22 protein-coding genes and 2 tRNA genes are annotated in these 19,582 nt (G+C 37.0%); 1 reads left to right on the plus strand and 23 read right to left on the minus strand.

The annotated features are described in order from the left end of the window. Positions 1–77 precede the first annotated feature (77 nt). The 6 genes from secA to C7K43_RS05145 form a co-directional block, all read right to left on the minus strand. Positions 78–2,591, minus strand: coding sequence for a preprotein translocase subunit SecA (secA, locus tag C7K43_RS05120; protein ID WP_124005882.1), 2,514 nt, complete (start codon positions 2,589–2,591; stop codon positions 78–80). A gap of 303 nt (positions 2,592–2,894) precedes the next feature. Then, on the minus strand, positions 2,895–3,455 hold the full coding sequence (gene hpf, locus C7K43_RS05125) for a ribosome hibernation-promoting factor, HPF/YfiA family (protein WP_124005883.1): 561 nt from the start codon (positions 3,453–3,455) through the stop codon (positions 2,895–2,897). Positions 3,456–3,580: 125 nt separating this feature from the next. After that, entirely contained in the window at positions 3,581–4,258 is a 678-nt protein-coding gene (locus C7K43_RS05130) for a ComF family protein (RefSeq protein WP_124005884.1), read from the minus strand. A gap of 1 nt (position 4,259) precedes the next feature. After that, positions 4,260–5,561, minus strand: a complete 1,302-nt coding sequence (locus tag C7K43_RS05135) for an ATP-dependent helicase ComFA (protein WP_124005885.1) — start codon at positions 5,559–5,561, stop codon at positions 4,260–4,262. A gap of 70 nt (positions 5,562–5,631) precedes the next feature. Further along, positions 5,632–5,952: a PTS sugar transporter subunit IIB gene (locus tag C7K43_RS05140; RefSeq protein WP_124005886.1), complete on the minus strand. Its 321-nt coding sequence runs from the start codon at positions 5,950–5,952 to the stop codon at positions 5,632–5,634. An 87-nt stretch (positions 5,953–6,039) separates the two neighbouring features. After that, a complete protein-coding gene (locus C7K43_RS05145; RefSeq protein ID WP_124005887.1) occupies positions 6,040–6,333 on the minus strand; it encodes a DUF7662 domain-containing protein in 294 nt (97 codons plus the stop codon). A 129-nt stretch (positions 6,334–6,462) separates the two neighbouring features. Between C7K43_RS05145 and C7K43_RS05150 the strand changes: the two genes are divergently transcribed. After that, a complete protein-coding gene (locus C7K43_RS05150; protein WP_124005888.1) occupies positions 6,463–7,095 on the plus strand; it encodes a YigZ family protein in 633 nt (210 codons plus the stop codon). Between the two features lie 35 nt (positions 7,096–7,130). Here C7K43_RS05150 and C7K43_RS05155 read toward each other — a convergent pair whose 3' ends face one another. The 17 genes from C7K43_RS05155 to atpD all read right to left on the minus strand — a co-directional run bounded on the left by C7K43_RS05155 (position 7,131) and on the right by atpD (position 19,580). Continuing rightward, positions 7,131–7,838 (minus strand): GntR family transcriptional regulator, encoded by a 708-nt coding sequence (locus C7K43_RS05155; RefSeq protein ID WP_124005889.1) that lies wholly within the window; start codon positions 7,836–7,838, stop codon positions 7,131–7,133. 165 nt (positions 7,839–8,003) lie between these two features. Then, positions 8,004–8,168 (minus strand): hypothetical protein, encoded by a 165-nt coding sequence (locus C7K43_RS13255; protein ID WP_168711992.1) that lies wholly within the window; start codon positions 8,166–8,168, stop codon positions 8,004–8,006. A 149-nt stretch (positions 8,169–8,317) separates the two neighbouring features. Continuing rightward, positions 8,318–8,389: transfer RNA gene (locus C7K43_RS05160), tRNA-Gln, on the minus strand. A gap of 1 nt (position 8,390) precedes the next feature. Further along, positions 8,391–8,474 (minus strand) — tRNA-Tyr (locus C7K43_RS05165). Between the two features lie 79 nt (positions 8,475–8,553). Beyond that, the gene (locus C7K43_RS05170) at positions 8,554–8,787 is read right to left on the minus strand and encodes a DUF2969 domain-containing protein (RefSeq protein WP_124005890.1); all 234 of its coding nucleotides are present in this window, start codon (positions 8,785–8,787) and stop codon (positions 8,554–8,556) included. A gap of 96 nt (positions 8,788–8,883) precedes the next feature. Further along, the gene (locus tag C7K43_RS05175; RefSeq protein ID WP_124005891.1) at positions 8,884–9,528 is read right to left on the minus strand and encodes a CBS domain-containing protein; all 645 of its coding nucleotides are present in this window, start codon (positions 9,526–9,528) and stop codon (positions 8,884–8,886) included. A 3-nt stretch (positions 9,529–9,531) separates the two neighbouring features. Continuing rightward, the gene (locus tag C7K43_RS05180) at positions 9,532–10,233 is read right to left on the minus strand and encodes an ABC transporter ATP-binding protein (protein WP_124005892.1); all 702 of its coding nucleotides are present in this window, start codon (positions 10,231–10,233) and stop codon (positions 9,532–9,534) included. Beyond that, entirely contained in the window at positions 10,233–11,009 is a 777-nt protein-coding gene (locus C7K43_RS05185) for an ABC transporter ATP-binding protein (RefSeq protein ID WP_124005893.1), read from the minus strand. Before C7K43_RS05185 ends, C7K43_RS05180 begins: the two co-directional genes overlap by 1 nt. Next, positions 10,990–11,967 carry a branched-chain amino acid ABC transporter permease gene (locus C7K43_RS05190; RefSeq protein ID WP_124005894.1) on the minus strand — a complete coding sequence of 326 codons (978 nt, stop codon included), beginning with the start codon at positions 11,965–11,967 and terminating at the stop codon, positions 10,990–10,992. The genes C7K43_RS05185 and C7K43_RS05190 overlap by 20 nt, the downstream gene beginning before the upstream one ends. Positions 11,968–11,976: 9 nt before the next feature. Continuing rightward, positions 11,977–12,879 (minus strand): branched-chain amino acid ABC transporter permease, encoded by a 903-nt coding sequence (locus tag C7K43_RS05195; protein ID WP_124005895.1) that lies wholly within the window; start codon positions 12,877–12,879, stop codon positions 11,977–11,979. A 105-nt stretch (positions 12,880–12,984) separates the two neighbouring features. After that, positions 12,985–14,175 carry an ABC transporter substrate-binding protein gene (locus C7K43_RS05200; RefSeq protein WP_124005896.1) on the minus strand — a complete coding sequence of 397 codons (1,191 nt, stop codon included), beginning with the start codon at positions 14,173–14,175 and terminating at the stop codon, positions 12,985–12,987. 1,140 nt (positions 14,176–15,315) lie between these two features. Further along, the gene (yidD, locus tag C7K43_RS05210; RefSeq protein ID WP_124005897.1) at positions 15,316–15,591 is read right to left on the minus strand and encodes a membrane protein insertion efficiency factor YidD; all 276 of its coding nucleotides are present in this window, start codon (positions 15,589–15,591) and stop codon (positions 15,316–15,318) included. A 194-nt stretch (positions 15,592–15,785) separates the two neighbouring features. Then, a complete protein-coding gene (locus tag C7K43_RS05215; RefSeq protein ID WP_124005898.1) occupies positions 15,786–15,965 on the minus strand; it encodes a DNA-directed RNA polymerase subunit beta in 180 nt (59 codons plus the stop codon). Between the two features lie 15 nt (positions 15,966–15,980). Next, a complete protein-coding gene (murA, locus tag C7K43_RS05220; RefSeq protein ID WP_124005899.1) occupies positions 15,981–17,279 on the minus strand; it encodes a UDP-N-acetylglucosamine 1-carboxyvinyltransferase in 1,299 nt (432 codons plus the stop codon). 89 nt (positions 17,280–17,368) lie between these two features. Then, complete coding sequence (locus C7K43_RS05225; RefSeq protein ID WP_124005900.1) at positions 17,369–17,602, minus strand: DUF1146 family protein; 234 nt, start codon at positions 17,600–17,602, stop codon at positions 17,369–17,371. Between the two features lie 131 nt (positions 17,603–17,733). Continuing rightward, positions 17,734–18,156: a F0F1 ATP synthase subunit epsilon gene (locus C7K43_RS05230; protein ID WP_124005901.1), complete on the minus strand. Its 423-nt coding sequence runs from the start codon at positions 18,154–18,156 to the stop codon at positions 17,734–17,736. A gap of 17 nt (positions 18,157–18,173) precedes the next feature. Continuing rightward, positions 18,174–19,580 carry a F0F1 ATP synthase subunit beta gene (gene atpD / locus C7K43_RS05235; protein WP_124005902.1) on the minus strand — a complete coding sequence of 469 codons (1,407 nt, stop codon included), beginning with the start codon at positions 19,578–19,580 and terminating at the stop codon, positions 18,174–18,176. Between the last annotated feature and the right edge of the window lie 2 nt (positions 19,581–19,582).

Here is a 19,582-nt window from a genome sequence, read left to right on the forward strand (position 1 = left end):
AAACGTGGTTATCATATCATCTTTTAGTCTATTGCGCAAAATAAGACTGGGCAATGAATGTCCAGCCTTATTTCTTTTTATTTTTTGCCGTGACAGTTTTTATATTTCTTTCCACTACCACATGGACAAGGATCATTACGTCCTACTTTTTTCACATTTGCAGGGCGTTTTTTATCGCTCGTCGTATTTTCTGAGTCTGGTTGTTCTGCTTCGCCTTGAGCAACTTGTTCACGTTGTACGTTTTGGCGAATTTCAGCTTTCATAAACAAACGAGTCACATCGTATTCAATTGCCCCAATCATGTTTTCATACATGGTAAATCCTTCAGTTTGATATTCAACTAATGGATTATTTTGCCCATAAGCACGTAACCCGATCGATTGACGCAATTGATCCATCGCATCAATGTGATCTGTCCATTTTGTATCGACCACACGTAAGATCACGACTTTTTCAAATTCTAGCAATTGTTCAGGACTATTTAGTTGTTCTGTTTTTTCTTCAAATTTTTCTTGCGCAAGTTGGTACAGATAATCGTTTACTTCTTGTGCTGACTTCCCTTTTAAGTCATCCACAGAAATACTATCTTCATTAACTAACACATTACCAGCAAAATCAACTAATCCTTCATAGTTCAATTGGTTTTCTTCTAATTGTGTATGTCCAGCGACCACTCGTTCGATCGTCCGTTTTACCATATGCATCAAGGTTTTTGATAATGACTTATCTTCTAAAATCACTTGTTGTCTTTGTCCATAAATGACTTCACGTTGTTCACGCATCACATCATCATACTGCAAGACATTTTTACGGGTATCATAGTTATTCCCTTCAACTCGTTTTTGTGCTGATTCTACTTGCCTTGATAGCATTCTGCTTTGAATAACAGCATCTTCATCATCAACCTTCATCCGATCTAAAAAGCTTTTAATTCGCTCAGAACCAAAACGTTTCATTAAATCGTCTTCTAAAGATAGATAAAATTGAGACAAACCAGGGTCCCCTTGACGTCCAGAACGCCCTCGCAGTTGGTTATCAATCCGACGAGACTCATGTCGCTCAGTACCAATAACAGCTAAACCGCCAACTTCGGGAACACCTAAACCTAATTTAATATCCGTTCCCCGTCCAGCCATGTTCGTTGCAATGGTTACAGCACCTTTTTGACCGGCGTTTAGGATAATTTCTGCTTCTTTAAAGTGGTTTTTAGCATTTAAAACTTCATGCGGAACACTTTCTTTTGTTAGCATATTAGAAAGTAGCTCTGAAGTTTCCACTGCTACTGTCCCCACTAGAACAGGTTGTCCTTTACGGTAGCGTTCTTTAATGTCTTGTGTTACAGCTTTAAATTTACTATTTAAAGTTGGGTATAATAAATCAGAACGATCTTCACGAACAATAGGTTTGTTAGTTGGAATTTGAATAACTTCCATATTATAAATTTCTCGGAATTCTTCTTCTTCTGTTTTAGCTGTCCCAGTCATCCCAGCTAGCTTATTATACATCCGGAAAAAGTTTTGGAAGGTGATTGATGCCATAGTTTTGGTTTCATCTTCGATATCCACACCTTCTTTGGCTTCAATCGCTTGATGGAGTCCATCTGAATAACGACGCCCTTCCATAATACGTCCGGTAAATTGGTCTACAATTAATACTTTTCCATCTTGAACTACATAATCATTGTCGCGAATCATGATATAATTTGCACGTAAAGCCTGATCCATATAGTGGGTCAACGCAGCATTATCAATATCATATAGATTATCTAAGTTAAAAGCATCCTCAGCCTTTTCTATACCGGATTCTGTTAGACTGATTGTTTTTGACTGAACATCAATCTTATAGTCTTCATCTTCTTTTAATCGCTTAACAAAGCTGTCTGTACGCACATAAAGAGCCGTTGATTTTTCGGCTTGGCCAGAAATAATCAAAGGGGTTCTTGCTTCATCAATTAAGATTGAATCGACTTCATCGACAATCGCATAATTAAGCGGACGTTGAACCATTTGGCTAGGATAAACAACCATATTATCTCTTAAATAGTCAAACCCTATTTCGCTATTGGTACTATAGGTAATATCACTATAATAAGCTGCTCGTTTTTCTTCAGTTGTTTTTGAGTTAACATTTAATCCTACAGTCAGCCCTAAAAAGTTATATAATTCGCCCATTTCTGTTGAGTCACGCGACGCTAGGTAGTCATTAACGGTTACCACATGAACACCTTTTTGTGACAATGCATTCAAATAAACCGGCATCGTTGCGGTTAAAGTTTTTCCTTCACCAGTACGCATTTCAGAGATATTACCATCGTGTAACACGATTGCTCCCATTAACTGTACATGAAAAGGATATAAACCTAATACTCGTTTAGCAGCTTCACGCACTACAGCAAAAGCTTCTGTTAATAATTCATCTAAGGTTTCACCATTTATATAACGCTCTTTAAATTCCTCTGTTTTTTGTCGTAATTCATCATCAGACAAAGAACTTGTTTCATCCGCTAACGCTTCGATTTTATCAGCCATCCGATCGAGGCGTTTTATTTCCTTTTTATCATTTTCAATCAATGTTTTAAAAAAGTTGGCCATTCTTATAAAAATCTCCTTTATTAAAGACAACTTGCTAACAGCTAGTAAAAAACTGTTTTTAAATTGCCACTTTACTTCAGTAACATTTATCGTCTACTAGAAAGTCTTCCTTATATTTTAGCACGTGTTTTATTTGATTGCTACTGTTTTGTGAAGGCTTATCCACGATTTTCATATCCGTTAATAATCTAACATGAAAAAGCTCATAGAACAATTCTATGAGCTCCATATTAGTAAAAATTTGAAAAATAAGCAGAGACCTCTGCTCTTAGCTGAAGTCTCTGCTTACTCGTTTGTTAACAATTAGTCGATATCTGTTTCAATCAATCCGTATTTCCCATCTTTACGACGATAAACAATGCTAGTTCCATTTGTTTCAGCATCTTCAAAAATGAAAAAGCTGTGTCCTAACATGTTCATCTGTAATACGGCTTCTTCACTATCCATTGGTTTTAATGAAAGACGTTTGGTACGTACGATTGCAAGGTCAGAACCGTTCTCTTCTTCGGGCTCTTCCTCGTTAAAAATGGCAGCACGCTCCACTTTAGCATTGGCCGTATCCCGATTTTTTCGATTGATCTTGGTTTTAAATTTGCGGATCTGCCGTTCCAATTTATCAACAACTAAGTCGATACTACCGTATAGATCCGGTGAGGTTTCTTCTGCACGCAAGACAAGGTAAGGTAGCGGAATCGTGACTTCTACTTTAGCGGTTTTTTCTGTATAAACTTTTAGATTTACGTGAGCGGTCGCTTCAGGTACATCATTAAAATAACGTTCTAATTTACCCACTTTCTTCTCCACGTAATCACGAATCCCTTGAGTAACTTCTATGTTTTCTCCTCGAACATTGTATCTAAACATAACAATTGCCCCTTTCATCTGCCAATTAAAGAAGATAAAGAATGGTTCTTTTTCCTCTTCTTATATTCATTATATCGAACTTTAGTATAAATGCAAAAGAAATCGTTAACAATTTTAACTTCTCTTTAACGAGCAAGTGAAAATGTTTGAATCTTTTCTGGTTGGTAACTTTGTAATATTTCAGCTGCATGAAAAAGCGTCCTGCCAGTCGTATAGACATCATCGACTAATAACACTTTTTTATTTTTTATATTAGCTGCAGCTTTAGTCGCCTTAAATACTTGCGGAGCTGCCAAACGTTCTTGTCGGTTTTTATCGGATTGCGGTGTGCTGTCTACATCCTTTTCCAATAGATCTTGCGTTTTGATTCCTGCTGCTTGTAAAAAAGCTTCCACCTGATTAAAGCCTCGTTGAGAAAAACGAGCGTCTGATAAAGGAATACTACAAACCAGCCAACCTTTCTTGTGAGAAAAATAAGCTTGAATTTCAGATATAAATGTTGCTTTCAATCGAAAATCGCCTAAAAATTTATACTGCTGAATCCACTTTTTAAACGCCTCATCATAGGAAAATAATGCTTGATGACAAAAATCATACCTTGGATACATCGCTTGCCATTGTTGGCATTCCTCACAGCGAGTCGTCCATCCTGGTTTGCAGCAAGTAGGACAAGCTGGTGCGGTTATTTTTTTGAATTTTTCTTGGCAAAGATAACAACGTTCGCTTTTGATTAACAAAGGAAAAAGCAGCTCTTTAATGGTTAAATTACGGACAATTTCTTGCTGACAATAACTACATTTCATTTTATAACCACTCCTGAGCTAATCGATTCATCTTTTTAATTTCCTCACAGGCATGACGTATCGCCAATGTTTTCTGATCATAAAAAAAGATAACTTGACCATAATGATAAACTCCCTTGCGATCGACTCGACCCGCGATCTGCACCAAGACTGATTTGCTATAAATTTTATGATTCGCTCCCATAATAACAACAGAAATATGATCAAAAGTAACGCCACGCTCAAGAATTGTGGTACAAAAAAGAATACGATAAGCTCCCTCACGCATATGTTGCACTTTTTCTTCTCTTTGTTCATCTTGGGCAGAAACACAATCCATTTCCTGTGAGTTAAAGAATTCGCTCACTTTGGCATATAATTTTTGCATATAGCTAATGCTAGGACAAAAAACCAACACATCATTGTCTTTCAACAATTTTTTCAAACAAACGATTAATTTCTTGATTTTCCAATTTGATTGATAGCAATATTGCCATTTCTCATACCAAACTAACTGTGGTACCACTAATGGTCGTTGATGAAAACGTAGTGGTAGTTTTTCAACGCAGAATGTGTCTTTTAACGATTCTAATAGATGTTCAGGTGGCGTTGCACTCAAGTAGATATAATTTCCTGCTTTTTTTAAAGCATTTCTTTGAGCAAATGCCAGCGTTTGATCTCCTTCATAGGGAAAAGCATCAATCTCATCAATGATTAATAAGTCAAACGCTTGATAGAAATGAAATAGCTGATGGGTTGTACAGATAGTCAAAGCATTATAGCGGTACGTTTCAGTAGAATCACCATATAAAAGTAAGGTCTCCTCCTGAGGAAATACTTCATTAATACGCGGGTAAAGCTCACGACAAACGTCAATTCTAGGCGAAGCAATCGCTACGCGACCCCCATTTTGCAAACAATACCTTAACACCGGAAAGATCATCTCGGTTTTACCAGAACCAGTTACAGCCCAGACAAGTGAATTTTTAGCACGACAGTAATTTTCTAAAATATTGTCTGAAATTTTTTGTTGTGCCGGCGTCAAGCTTCCCTGCCAAGTAAAAACAACCTCTCTTGAAACATTAGGTTTTTCTACTTGTGATACCAAGTAAGTCTGACTGGTTACTCTACCAAACTGAATGCAGTATGGGCAATAATAACTTTGATTAGGCAGTTGGTTTTCTTCTTTAGAAAAACGACTGCCACAACGCTGACAAGACACTTTAGCACTAACTTCTAACCCAGCTCGCCATTGAAACGAATTATCAAGTGTAGCAATCTCATCTTTTTGCATCGCCTTTTGGCGACCATATAGTTCCTCCATATTTATCACCTCAATGATAAATACGCAAAAAAAGCAGAAGTCTTTTTTGACTTCTGCTTTTTCTTAATTTTTATTCATTAATTAAACTAAGCGCTTGTTGTAAGACATTTTCGCCATTCATCATGCCATAATCTGACATGTTAATCACATCAATTGGAATGCCTTTAGGTGCTAATTTTTTTTCATAGTCATTTTTCATGAAACGCACTTGCGGACCTAATAATAAAACATCCACATCTTTATTTTCTAATTGAGTATCTGCTTCAGAAGATGATACTGCAAAAATGTCTGTGTCGACTCCTTGTTCTTCAGCAGCTTTTTGCATCTTTGTTACCAACAAACTAGTACTCATTCCGGCAGAACATACGAGCATGATCGTTTTTTGTGCCATAAATAATCTCCCCCCCACTTTTTAAAACTAAAAACAACAAAGTATATCTTTAATTATAAAGTTTTTCTATGCATTGTCAACGTTTACTCAGTCGATTGGCCTAATCCAGCTTGATTTGAGCAATGGGCGAAAAACAACAAATTCTTTTTCCAAATTCACATGGACCACTTCATAGTTGGCATTTAGCCAAGCATAAGCACCATTTTCAGGATGGAGATAATCATTCGCCCACCAATCGATCGAAGTACGGGCCGATTTTGGTAGACCACGGGCAGGAAACAACAGCTCATCAAATTGAGTAAAAGTTAATGTGACTTGCGTACCGCCATTATTTCTGAGATATGCGGTAACCACGTCATATTTCTTTCTCCTTCCTGCCATACCAAATCCCCCTCTTTTCTTCATTATCACGCTTAAAACGACAAAATGCAACTTTTAAGCGAAAAACTGCCATCCACTGTCTGTCTATATTATACTATAAATACAGAATAAAAATAGAGGTGAATCATCATGCTTGATACCTATCGTACCATTCAAAAAGATGGCCAGGCTGAACTAGAAATAAAAAAATCACGTTTTATCTGTTCCTTAAAACGTGTCTATACAGAGAAAGAAGCCCGAAATTTTATCCAACAATTAAAAAAAGAACATTGGAAAGCCAATCATAATTGTAGTGCTTTTGTCATCGGGGAAACAAACGATATTCAACGTTCTAGTGATGACGGTGAACCGGCTGGCACCGCCGGAAATCCGATGTTAGAGGTCTTAAAAAAACAAGAATTGATTAATGTCTGTGCAGTAGTAACCCGCTATTTTGGTGGAACTAAATTAGGCGCAGGCGGTTTGATTCGGGCTTATTCACACTCCGTTAGCCATGCTTTAGAAGAGACCAACATCGTTCAAGGCTTTTTGCAACAGGAAGTTTATGTAACTATTGAATATTCCCTTTTAGGCAAACTCCAACATTTTCTAGAACAACAAGATTATAGGATTGCAGATACCCAATATTTAGAAAATGTTACTTTGTGCGTGCTCGTTGAAGAAACCCAGGCTTTTATTGCTGCAGTAACCGAACTATTAAGCGACCAAGCAACCTTTGAAAAGGGTGAAAAACGCTACTATGAACACCTGATAAAAAAATAAAAAGCACTTGTCGGCTCGGACCGAAGTGCTTTAGCTTATTTTTCTAAAAAGAATTCAAAACGATTTCCCACATACTGACTGCGCACATACTCAAATGGTGTACCATTTTCAAAATAAGAAACTTGCCGCATCAATAAAATAGCATCGCCTTTTTTTATTTGCAGGTATTCAGCTTTTTTTTCTGAAGCAATGACAGCAGAAATGGTTTGATTAGCCCCGCCAATCTTGTGTTTCCCTTTTTCTTCTAAAGTCCGGTATAAGGAAGCAGAAATTTCGTCTTTGCTAAATTCGCGGATAATTTTTTCCGGAATACTGGCAACTTCAAAACAAATGGGGATATCATCTGCTAAACGGATTCTTTCCATCCGCAAGATTGCTTCATGTTCAGCCAAATTCAGACGTTCCATTTCACTCGAACTTGGTTGTGTAAAAAAATAAGAAATGGCTTTACTCGAAGGTTTACGCCCTTGAGAAAGCATAATTTCGGTAAAGCTTGTAGTCCCAGACATCTTTTCTTGCACTTTTTGGCGTGCAACATAGGTCCCTGAACCAATTTTTCTTTCCAGAATTCCTTCATCAGATAATGTCTGAATCGCTTGTCTAAGTGTCATCCGACTGACACCGAAATCTTCAGCCAATTCCCTTTCAGAAGGAAGACGGTCACCGATTTTCCAATATTCCGCTTCAATTTTCTCTTTAATTTTATCATGAATTTGCAGATATACAGGCAATGTTTCGGCCAAAGATACCACCTCCTACTACTTTCTAATTTGTTTTAGTTCTAAATAAGTTATGCTTTAAAAAAAGAGGAAAATTGGTCATACTTCCCTTTATTTTACGCAAAAACAGTAGTTAAAAAAATTAAAAATAAAAACCAACACGCAACCATACTTGCGTGTTGCAGCTATTTATCGAATTTTTGCTTGCCATTTGATGCGTTGTCGAGTTGGTCGTTGTTCCTTAACCTTTACTCCTTCTTTTCCCACATTTACTTGTACATCTTTTTTTGATACATCATAAATTGTTTCTGCTGCTTCTGTAATCTTTTCTTTTAAGTTTTTTCCGATTTTCATCTCAACACTTCCTTTAACGATTTAATTGAAAAATTTTGCCCGCTTTCATTTCCACTATGTCTAACTAAATACAATCTTTCTCTTAGATTATCGCAAAAACTAGTTGAAATCAACAAAAAAAGCACCAGAAAGAATCTGATGCCTTAAAACTGGGATAGCTGGATTCGAACCAGCGCATGATGGAGTCAAAGTCCATTGCCTTACCGCTTGGCTATATCCCAATGGTGGAGGAGAAAGGATTCGAACCTTTGAACCCGAAGGAACGGATTTACAGTCCGCCGCGTTTAGCCACTTCGCTACTCCTCCAAAAAGTCTGGTAAAAAACCTGACTTAAATATGATACAAGATATTTTTTATTTTTGCAATAACTTTTTAACAAAAAATTTTATTGTTCGTGTAAATTCCAGCGACGAATAATCGTTTCAATGGCTGTATCCATAGTTTTACTAGCACCTAAATCTTCGTCTTCAGCAAAGCTTTGGAATTCTTTGGGGCCATAATGGAGTACTTCCCCAATCCTTTTTTTGCCAATATAAAGTTCGGTCACCGAATAGTTCTGGCCGTTAATATTGCGTGTTGTTTCTTCACTTCGTACTTCAATTTCCTTATTTTTCTTCAAACTTCTCACCCCGCATTTTATTTTAGCATATTTTTTTCATAACACTAGCCTAAAGCTCAAAAAAACAAGACAAAAGTTCTGCCTTGTTTCTTTATTTTATGCATTAGTTAAAACACAAGAAATAACAGTATAACCCGCGTCATTTAGTATTTGAGAAATTTGTTCTGTCGCTTGGGAGTCGATTTGAGCTTCAATAATGGTTTTATCCGTTTGCCGATCCACTACTAATGTTGAAATACTAAAATCGGCATCTGCTAAAGTTTGGGCAATGGTCGCTAAAATCCCCTTATGATCTTTTGTAATTTGGATCGTTACTCGTGTGCCCCCACTATTATATCCAGTGATTTTCAAGAAAGCATCAAAAATATCATTATTAGTGATGATCCCTTGTAACTGTTCATCTTTTACCACTGGCAATACTCCAATTTTTTTAGCTCTCATTAAACTGATAGCTTCTTCTAAAAGCGCATCTGGAGCAATAGTTGCCACTTTCTTTACCATAACATCTTGTACCGTCGTTTTATTCAATAAAAAGTTCGTTTCGTGAATACTTAAACTAGTAGCTGACGATGGCATTGCTGCTTGTATCGTTCCTTCAGTAATTAATCCTACAAGTTGGTCATTTTTTAATACAGGTAAACGGTGAATATCATGTTCTTTCATTAGATCAACAGCATCAAAAATTGGATCTTGGGGAGCTACTGTTATCAGATTTTTTGTCATAAAATCACGTACCGCCATTTTTTACCCTCCTAAATAAGCTTTCTTCACTTCATCACTGTCTGCAAGTTTTTTTCCAGTGCCCTGTAAAACAATCTTGCCACTTTCTAATACATACCCACGGTCAGCAATTGATAAGGCCATTTGTGCATTCTGTTCAATTAGTAAAACGGTGGTTCCTTGTTTTTTGATTTCTTCAATAGTAGCAAAAATTTCTTTAATGAAAATAGGCGCCAGTCCCATAGAGGGCTCATCCAATAATAATAGCTTAGGTTTTGACATCAAGGCACGCCCCATTGCCAGCATTTGCTGTTCGCCCCCTGACAAAGTCGCTGCGTCCTGATTTTTTCGTTCTTCTAAAATCGGAAATTTAGAAAAGATTTGATCAAACATTTCTTTTGATTGCTTATCCTTTCGCAAAAAAGCGCCCATTTCTAAATTCTCTTTCACCGTCAATCCACGAAAAACATGACGGCCTTCAGGAACTTGCGATAACCCTCGAGCGACAATTTTTTGCGGAGCCTTTTTATCAATTGCTTGCTCTTCAAAATAGATATGACCGCTGCGCGTTCGAACTAAGCCAGAGATTGTCCGTAGTATTGTCGTTTTTCCCGCCCCGTTAGCACCAATCAGCGTAACAATTTCTCCTTGATCTACATGAAAAGAAATATCATGAACGGCTTGGATCATGCCGTAACGCACGGATAAATTTTCTACTTTTAACATTAGGATTCACCTCCTAAGTAGGCGTCGATCACACTTTGATTGGTTTTGATCTCTGCTGGTGTACCTTTAGCGATCACACGGCCGTACTCTAAGACATAGATGCGTTCGCAAACGTCCATAACTAAACTCATGTCATGTTCAATTAAGACAATAGTGATTTCAAACTTTTCTTGTACTTCCCGAATTAAGCTGGTTAAATCGGCTGTTTCATTGGGATTCATACCTGCTGCTGGTTCATCCAGGAATAAAATCTGCGGCTCAGTTGCTAAGGCGCGCACAATTTCTAAGCGACGTTGTTGACCGTAAGGGAGGTTTTTAGTAAGTGTATCTTTTTTATCCACCAAATTGAAAAGCGATAACAGTTCCATTGCCTTATTTTGCAGTTGTTCTTCCATTTTGTAAAATTTCGGTAAACGCAAAACACTGGTCACAAAGTTTTCTTTATGTTTAGCATTCATCGCGATCAATACATTTTCCATTACCGACAGGTCTTTAAACAAACGAATATTTTGAAAGGTACGTGACAGTCCCAAATCAGCAATTTTGTAAGACTTCATTCCATTTAAGCGTGTGCTTTTCCCGTTACCCGTTAGCGTAATTTCGCCACTTGAAGGAACATACACACCTGTCAATAAGTTAAATAAAGTGGTTTTCCCCGCTCCATTAGGACCAATTAGTCCTACTAATTCATTTTTTTCTAAATCAATATCTACCTGAGAGACGGCAGCTAATCCGCCGAAATTTTTAGTTAAATTATTAACTGTTAATAGAGGCATCTTGGTCGTCTCCTTTCTTGCTAAATTTATCAATAATTCTCTTAATCGAAAATTCCCAGGTTCCTAAAAGACCACTAGGTTTAAAAATCATAATAACAATAATAGCTAAGGCATAGATAATCATTCGCAAGCTGCCAAAATCTTGTAAGTACATATTCAAAAAACCTAATACGCCAGCTGCGACAATAGCTCCAGTCGTACTACCAATGCCTCCAAATACTACAATAATTAAAATATCAATGGATTTCATAAAATCATAATCATTAGGAAAAACGGATTGCTGGTAAGTAGCATATAAAGAGCCTGCTAAACTGGCCAACATTGCGCCTAATACAAAAGCAGTTACCTTGTATTTAGCCGTATTTACACCCATCGCTTCAGCAGCAATTTCATCTTCACGTACAGCAAGCGTTGCCCGTCCGTCACCTGAATGGATATAATTGGACACCAGTAAAATAGCCAGCACCATAAAAATAAAAACGACTTGCCAATTGCTAAATTGTGGTATTCCAAAAATTCCTGAAGGGCCATTAGTCAACTCGTCAAAGTTCACAATGAGTATCCGGATAATTTCTGATACACCTAGCGTTGCAATAGCTAGATAGTCACCTTTCAAACGCAACGTTGGAACCCCAACAATTAAGGCAATAAAGCCTGAGATAAGCATCCCACCCACTAATGATAAAGCAAAAGCTAGATAGGTAGGATTATCTTGCGTTAGAATAGCTGCTGCATAAGCGCCAATTGCCATAAATCCCGCATGTCCTAAAGAAAGCTGGCCAGAAAAGCCGATAATTAAATTTAAACTAACCGCTAAAATGACGTTAATTCCAATATTAACAATAATTGCATCGGTAAAAATAGTAATGAAACCACCGTTGTATAAAGCAAATAAACCAAAATAGATCACACATGCAAGAGCAAGCCATATAAGATTATATTTTAAATTTTTCTTCATCTTTATCGCCTACACTTTCTCTTTAATATTTTTCCCTAAAATACCGGCCGGACGAACGAGTAAAATAATAATCAAAACCAAGTAAACCAAGGCATCTTTATAGTCGGAAAAGCCAAACACTGTAGCCATTGTTTCAATCAATCCGATCACAAAGCCGCCCAAGGCAGCACCAGGGATGATACCAATACCACCAAGAACTGCTGCTACAAAAGATTTTAGTCCCGGCGCCACGCCCATCATAGGATCAATCGAATTGTAATATAATCCAATTAGCATCCCACCTGCCGCTGCCAGTGCTGAGCCTAAAGCAAAAGTAAAAGAAATCGTACGATTAACGTTGATCCCCATTAATTGAGCAGCATCATTATCTACACTTACTGCCCGCATTGCTTTACCCATTTTTGTTTTCTTAATAATAACTTGCAACAAAATCATTAACGTAACAGAAACAACCAATATCAATAATTGAATATTACTGATATCAATCACTCCCAATGAATAAGTTTTTCTGGCAATTGATTGTGGATAAGGTCTTGAATCTGGTGAAAAGAAATAAATCATAACATTTTGCAACAGATAGGAGACCCCAATAGCAGTAATTAATGATGAAATTCTGGTAGACTTTCTTAAAGGACGATAAGCCAGAAATTCGATGACTACCCCTAAAAACGCAGAAACTACCATCGAAATTGCCAATGCAGCAAAAAATCCCCAAGCATTGGGTAAGACTTGCCAAGTATTAAATGATTGAATTAAAAAATAACCAATAAAACTACCAATCATATAGATCTCACCATGAGCGAAATTTATTAAATTAATAATGCCATAAACCATTGTATAACCCAGCGCCATTAAAGCGTAAATACTTCCTAGAAACAATCCATTCACTAATTGCTGAATCATTAGTTCCATTGTTATCACTTCCAATAAAAATTATATTTTAACTAAAGGAAGCTGGGACAAAATCAAACAAGAAGTTTTGTCCCAGCTTTTTTGCTGTATCCCTATTCCCTTGTTTTAAGGTTCAATTGTTTCAGCTGAACTTTCCTCTCCATCGGTAAACCCGACAACAACTAGTGGTTTTTCTGGATTATGATCTTGGTCAACCGAAATATTACCAGTAACTCCCACAAAGTCTTGCAGTTCTGCTAATCCCTTAGCAATATCAGTTGAATCTGCAGAATCTTCGTTTTCGATAGCAGCTTTAATCATCAACATCGCATCATAAGACAATGCATTAAAAGTCGACGGCTCTTTATCATATTTACCTTTAAAATCGTCGATAAATGGTTCTACTGTATCATTTGCTGGAGCTAGAGCGGAAAAGTGCCCAGTATAGAAAACATTTGAAACATTTTCTTCACCAGCTAATTCAATCATTTTTTCATCGCCGAAACCATCAGCCCCAATAATTGGCTGTTCAATTCCCATTTCACGCGCTTGTTTTATGATCAACCCTGCTTCTTCATAATAACCTGGTACATACAACACATCGAAGTCAGTTTCTTTCAATTTCGTTAATGCTGCTTGGAAATCTTTATCGCCTTTAGTAAAGTTTTCTTGCGCAACAATATCGCCATCGTATTCATCAGTAAATGCTTTAGTTAAACCTGTAGCATAATCACTAGAATTATCTCCCAAGATCGCAGTTTTTTCAGCTTCTAAATTATCAGTCGCATATTTCGCTAAAATAACCCCTTGGAAACTATCTTGGAAACAAGAACGGAAAATATATTCTTGTACTTGGTCATTACTTACCGTGATTGAATCATCTGTTCCAGAAGGTGTAACCATAGGTACTTGTGCTTTAGTAACATTAGGAATTGCTGCTTTTACCGCACCCGAAGTGGCTGGTCCAATCATTGCCACAATATTATCATTGGTTGTTAAATTTGCAGCTGTTGTCGCTGCTTCATTATTATCAGATTTATTATCTTTGGTTACTAATTCAACATCCTTACCCAAAATTCCGCCATCTTCATTAATTTTTTCGACAGCTAATTCTGCTCCTTCTTCTTCTTGCGCACCATATCCAGCGACTGCTCCGGATAGTTCAAGGTTCAACCCTACCTTGATTGTGTCGCCTTCTTGCTGATTACCAGCATTGCTATTGTCGCCAGCAGCGCCAGCACTTCCACCACTAGGTCCCGCACTACAAGCTGACAAAAAAAATAACCCTACAAACAAAAATGCAAATTTCTTTTTCATTTATTCCCCCTACTTTCTGCAAATGAATATGAAATTAATATACAGAAAATTCACAAAATTGTCAACGTATTTTTCAGAATATTTTGTATATTATTGTGTTAACTAATCGTTTCTAGTAATTAAAAAGAGAGTTAAACTAGGATGGTTCCCTTTTCAATCAATAGACATGGGATTTTTTTCAAGCTACGATTTCTGAGATAGACTTTCTTGGATAACGAATGCTTAAAACATTATTCATCTTTTCATTTTCGGAGAACATTTTTGTTTTTCTTTCTCCGTCTTTTCATTCTTGGATAACGTTTTACTGTTTCTTTCTCCACCTTTTGCTATTTTTGAGCGTTTTATGTTGATTTGGTCGCTTTTTCGGATAAAGACTTTGCTTTTCATTATCCGTCTTTGTATTCTTGGATAACGAACACTTCAAACGTTATTCATCTCTTCATTTTCGGAGAATGTTTTTAACTTTTGTTATTCGTTCAATTGTGGAATGAACATTGTTTTGATTTTTCTTGGCTCATTCAAAGTTCTATTTTTTTCTTGCTGTAACTCGATTAGTTACTGCATTTTCATTTTGTCCATTTCCTTTTTCCAATTTGCCATTCGATAACTCAAAATATAGCTAGAATGTAATTTTCTATAGTGTCTATTAAATTCGTTCAATTTGAACTATCATTCACGAATCCAATTAAGTGATTTTGCCAAAGCCTATCCCGCCAATAAACAATGAAAATATTACTATCCTTAAATAAAATAGATCATACTTCAAATTTACACCTATTAGAATAGGTATAATGGCTATATTCCAAAAAGCGATTTCTCTTTGCCAACCTATGGGTATTCCATACCCAGAGTTCTCCCCGTTTGGCCTGGAAAAATCAATTGGAGAATAGCTGCTGCTGACATTGCAGCTATCACTAAAATGAACGGCGTACTTAATAGCTTATTCGTTTTCATCCTCCACTTCGTAACGAATTTTTCAAGTTAAAGTTCTCTGCGTCGCTAATCATTTCATTTTTTTAACTTAAGACGATTAGTTTCACTGACTTGATATTCCCAGTTATACTTTCCTTTATTAAATTTTTTACGACAAAAAACCTCAAGTGCTTGTTTACACTTGAGGTTTAAACGTTTCTATATGTTTCAATGACTTTTATAAGTATATACCGGTTGTTCTTTGTCTACAGTATTTTTACTTAAGGAAAACTTCTGAGGCACGTAATCAATCCCACCCTTAGCAAAAGGGTTACAACGTAAAATCCTAGCTATTCCCATTAACAGACCCTTGAACGCTCCATGAACTTTCAACGCCTCAATCATATAGCTCGAACAAGTAGGATAATAACGGCAGCTTGGAGGAAACAGGGGAGAAATAAACCGTTGATATCCCCTAATTAGAAATACGAAAATTTTTTGCATAAACTTTGGACTCCTTTGAATGAAAAGAAACAAAAGGGTTGTGACATAAGTAAAGGTAAGACAAAAATACCCGAACTATTTGATGGGATTCCCTAATTGTCGTGAATTTGCAACGAGGACCTGCCAGAGCGCAGGAGCAATCTCTCTTATAGTTCGGATATTTTATTATCAAAAGGACTTCAAATCACAGCCCCTTAAAATTGAATAAATTCAAAAATGTGTTGCCATAGCGCTCGGCTGAAAACATGCATTGGTGCGCCATCACCAATTACACCATATCCAATCATCAGACCGATAGAAAATAAAAGCATGGCCAATACAATCACTGATAAAATTTTGATTAATGAAATTAATACATCACGACTTAAATACATCATGACCTCCAATATTTATACATGGACCTCTTCTTTTACTTCTTTTTCTGTACTATCAGAAATACGCTCAACCTGAGCTCCTAATTTCTGAAGTTTTTCATGAAAGTGATAGTAACCACGATCGAGATATTTTAAATTACGTACACGAGTAATACCCTCAGCATCTAAACCAGCTAAAATCAATGCAGCCGCAGCCCGCAAATCCGTCGCATAAACTAGGGCTCCTTGAAGTGCGTCATTGCCTTGCATAATGGCTACATTTCCATCTATTTTCATATGAGCATTCATTTTCCGCATTTCTTCTAAATGTTGAAACCGATTTTCAAAAACTGTTTCTGTAGTAACACTTGTTCCATTTGACAATAACTGTAATACACTCATTTGAGCTTGCATGTCTGTAGGAAATCCTGGATGAGGAAGAGTTTTCACATCAGTAGGCTTTAATTGTTCAGGCCCTTTAACGTGAATGCCTTCTTCGCTTTCGATTACTTCAGCACCCATTTCTTTTAATTTAGAAATTAATGGCCGATTGTGTTCAGCAATCGCGTCTTTAATAAAAACATCATTTTTTGGCATTGCACCAGCAACCATAAAAGTTCCTGCTTCAATTCGATCTTGTACAATTGCATGTTGTACAGCATGTAATTGTTCAACGCCTTCAATTCGCATGGTTTCAGTTCCAGCTCCATGAATTTTAGCGCCCATTTTATTAAGTACATTTGCTAAATCGACAATTTCAGGTTCTCTTGCTACATTATCGATCGTTGTTGTCCCTTTTGCTTTGACTGCTGCCATCATAATGTTTTGTGTTGCACCAACACTAGGAAAGTCAAGGTAAATATTATTACCTTCCAACTGATCAGCAAATGCTTCAATATAACCATTCTCTTGTTTAATGGTAGCACCAAGAGCTTGGAAACCTTTTAAATGAAGATCAATAGGTCGTTTTCCGATTGCACAACCACCAGGCATTGCAACTTTTGCATGGCCATTGCGAGCCAATAACGGTCCCATAACAACGATTGAAGCGCGCATTTTACTAACGTATTCATAAGGTGCTTCAACTTCCAATGGGAAAGAAGCATCAATAGTTATTTCCTTTTTATCTAAGTTAAAATCAATTTTTGCATTTAAATGGTGAATGACTTCTTTCATTGTAAATACATCTGAAAGAATGGGGACGCTACTTAAACTTGTCGTTCCTTCTTCTGCTAATAAACTAGCAGCTAAAATTGGCAAGACGGCGTTTTTTGCCCCTTCAATTTCTACAGTTCCTTTTAATTGATTACCTCCATAAACGATAATCTCTTCCATGACGTTCCCTCCAAATAGAACATGTTACTTTTTGACAAAAATCTTTTTAAAGTATACCATATCCTTCTTTGATAATATAGTTAATTGTTTTAAAGAAATGTTAAGAATAAGTTTTTACTCAATGTAATAATCTCTAAGAAAAAACTGCTTGCGATATAACCGATCACAATTGATAAAAATACAATTAGCATTCTAATTTGTGTCGTATGAAAAGATTTAAAAAGGGCATCAATACGCAGAGCACCTAATGACCAAAACGCTAGATAAATAAAAGCAAAATGACTGATCAAACGTACAAGTGCGTCGATTCCAAATGTTTGCATAAAAATAACCTTCCTTGTTAAATCTCACTATAATCATGTTAACATAAAACAGAAAAATAAAAAATCAACAGCTTTTAAATTTTATTAAGCTTAAAAAAAGCAGCTAGAAGTATTCTAACTGCCTTCTTTTTCTACCTATGCTCTGAAACATTGATGCGGTTGAGTGCACGGTGAAGTGCCACTTCGGCCCGTCGTAATTCGTCCACATCCGTTGTTTCTTTTGCTTTTTCAATACTTTCTTCCGCTCTTTGTTTGGCTCTTTGAGCACGTGTTACATCAATATCACGTGCTCTTTCCGCACTATCAGCAATGATAGTTACAACATTATCACGCACTTCGATAACACCGCCATTAACGGCCACCCAATTTGTGTGATTCTCAGAGTCTATTCTTTTAACACGTACCTCCTCGATATCTAAGGGGGCAATAATTGGCGCATGATTTGCTAAAATTCCAAGTTCGCCATTTGTTGTTACAGCAACCACCTTTTCTGCATGATGGTCAAAAACCAAACCATTAGGCGTTACCACATTGACCGTTAAATATTGCTCCATATGCAAGGCACCTCTTTCTAGCTACCTGTTTTTTCTGCTTTTTCAACAGCTTCTTCAATTCTACCAACACTTCTAAAAGCTTCTTCAGGTAAATTATCATGTTTACCGTCTAAAATTTCTTTAAAACCTTTAACCGTTTCTTTGACAGGAACATAAGAGCCTGGTTGACCGGTAAATTGTTCAGCTACATTGAAATTTTGTGACAAGAAATTTTGAATTTTACGCGCACGAGAAACCAATGTTTTTTCATCATCAGATAACTCATCCATTCCCAAAATTGCAATAATATCTTGTAACTCATGGTAACGTTGCATCGTACGTTGTACTTGAGTGGCTACATCATAATGTTCTTGTCCTACAATTTCAGGGGCTAAAGCACTTGAAGTAGAAGCCAGCGGGTCCACTGCCGGATAAATTCCTTGCTCAGTTAACTTACGATCTAAGTTCGTCGTAGCATCCAAGTGGGCAAAAGCCGTTGCTGGAGCCGGGTCACTATAGTCATCGGCTGGTACATAAATCGCTTGAATCGATGTAATCGAGCCTTTTTGAGTGGATGTAATACGTTCTTGCAATTGACCCATTTCGGTTGCGAGCGTTGGTTGATAGCCAACAGCAGAAGGCATTCGGCCTAATAAAGCAGAAACTTCAGTCCCCGCTTGTGTAAAGCGGAAAATGTTATCAATAAACAAGAGAACATCTTGTCCTTCTACATCCCGAAAATACTCAGCAAGTGTCAGACCAGTCAATGCTACACGCATACGAGCACCTGGTGGCTCATTCATTTGTCCAAACACCATCGCTGTTTTTTCAATAACGCCCGAATCTTGCATTTCATAATATAAATCATTTCCTTCGCGGGTACGTTCACCCACACCGGTAAAAACTGAAATACCGCCGTGTTCTTGAGCGACATTATGGATTAATTCCTGAATCAGTACAGTTTTACCGACACCGGCACCCCCAAACAGGCCAACCTTTCCTCCTCTTAAATAAGGAGCTAATAAGTCGATGACTTTAATTCCTGTTTCCAATATTTCAGAACTAGTACTTAACTTATCAAAAGTTGGTGCTTTTTTATGAATACCACTTTTTTCCGCGTCTTCAGGAAAAGGCGCTTTTTTATCAATCGTTTCTCCTAAGACATTAAAAACACGTCCTAATGTTTCTTTTCCTACCGGAACAGAAATTGATGCTTGTGTATCTACAACTTCCATCCCGCGTTGCAAGCCATCAGTAGATTCCATAGCGATCGTACGAATAACACCATCGCCAAGCTCTAAGGTAGCTTCCAACACAACGCGTGTTTTATTTTCATCTTTTTTGTATACAACTAATGCGTTGTTGATATCTGGTAAGGATTGATCCAACGAGAATTCTACATCAACTACCGGACCGATGACTTGAGCGATCTTACCTGAACTCATTC

The organism is Tetragenococcus koreensis, assembly GCF_003795145.1.
Lineage (GTDB): Bacteria > Bacillota > Bacilli > Lactobacillales > Enterococcaceae > Tetragenococcus > Tetragenococcus koreensis.

Bases quoted from the DNA above. Each gene is read 5' to 3' on its own strand.
- C7K43_RS05230 (WP_124005901.1), bottom strand. From the start codon at position 18,156: ATGGAGCAATATTTAACGGTCAATGTGGTAACGCCTAATGGTTTGGTT.
- C7K43_RS05140 (WP_124005886.1), bottom strand. From the start codon at position 5,952: ATGGCACAAAAAACGATCATGCTCGTATGTTCTGCCGGAATGAGTACT.
- C7K43_RS05225 (WP_124005900.1), bottom strand. From the start codon at position 17,602: ATGCAAACATTTGGAATCGACGCACTTGTACGTTTGATCAGTCATTTT.
- C7K43_RS05150 (WP_124005888.1), top strand. From the start codon at position 6,463: ATGCTTGATACCTATCGTACCATTCAAAAAGATGGCCAGGCTGAACTA.
- C7K43_RS05195 (WP_124005895.1), bottom strand. From the start codon at position 12,879: ATGGAACTAATGATTCAGCAATTAGTGAATGGATTGTTTCTAGGAAGT.
- murA (WP_124005899.1), bottom strand. From the start codon at position 17,279: ATGGAAGAGATTATCGTTTATGGAGGTAATCAATTAAAAGGAACTGTA.
- atpD (WP_124005902.1), bottom strand. From the start codon at position 19,580: ATGAGTTCAGGTAAGATCGCTCAAGTCATCGGTCCGGTAGTTGATGTA.
- yidD (WP_124005897.1), bottom strand. From the start codon at position 15,591: ATGCAAAAAATTTTCGTATTTCTAATTAGGGGATATCAACGGTTTATT.
- C7K43_RS05130 (WP_124005884.1), bottom strand. From the start codon at position 4,258: ATGAAATGTAGTTATTGTCAGCAAGAAATTGTCCGTAATTTAACCATT.
- C7K43_RS05185 (WP_124005893.1), bottom strand. From the start codon at position 11,009: ATGCCTCTATTAACAGTTAATAATTTAACTAAAAATTTCGGCGGATTA.
- C7K43_RS05215 (WP_124005898.1), bottom strand. From the start codon at position 15,965: ATGTATTTAAGTCGTGATGTATTAATTTCATTAATCAAAATTTTATCA.
- C7K43_RS05135 (WP_124005885.1), bottom strand. From the start codon at position 5,561: ATGGAGGAACTATATGGTCGCCAAAAGGCGATGCAAAAAGATGAGATT.
- secA (WP_124005882.1), bottom strand. From the start codon at position 2,591: ATGGCCAACTTTTTTAAAACATTGATTGAAAATGATAAAAAGGAAATA.
- C7K43_RS05175 (WP_124005891.1), bottom strand. From the start codon at position 9,528: ATGGCGGTACGTGATTTTATGACAAAAAATCTGATAACAGTAGCTCCC.
- C7K43_RS05180 (WP_124005892.1), bottom strand. From the start codon at position 10,233: ATGTTAAAAGTAGAAAATTTATCCGTGCGTTACGGCATGATCCAAGCC.
- hpf (WP_124005883.1), bottom strand. From the start codon at position 3,455: ATGTTTAGATACAATGTTCGAGGAGAAAACATAGAAGTTACTCAAGGG.
- C7K43_RS05190 (WP_124005894.1), bottom strand. From the start codon at position 11,967: ATGAAGAAAAATTTAAAATATAATCTTATATGGCTTGCTCTTGCATGT.
- C7K43_RS13255 (WP_168711992.1), bottom strand. From the start codon at position 8,168: ATGAAAATCGGAAAAAACTTAAAAGAAAAGATTACAGAAGCAGCAGAA.
- C7K43_RS05200 (WP_124005896.1), bottom strand. From the start codon at position 14,175: ATGAAAAAGAAATTTGCATTTTTGTTTGTAGGGTTATTTTTTTTGTCA.
- C7K43_RS05145 (WP_124005887.1), bottom strand. From the start codon at position 6,333: ATGGCAGGAAGGAGAAAGAAATATGACGTGGTTACCGCATATCTCAGA.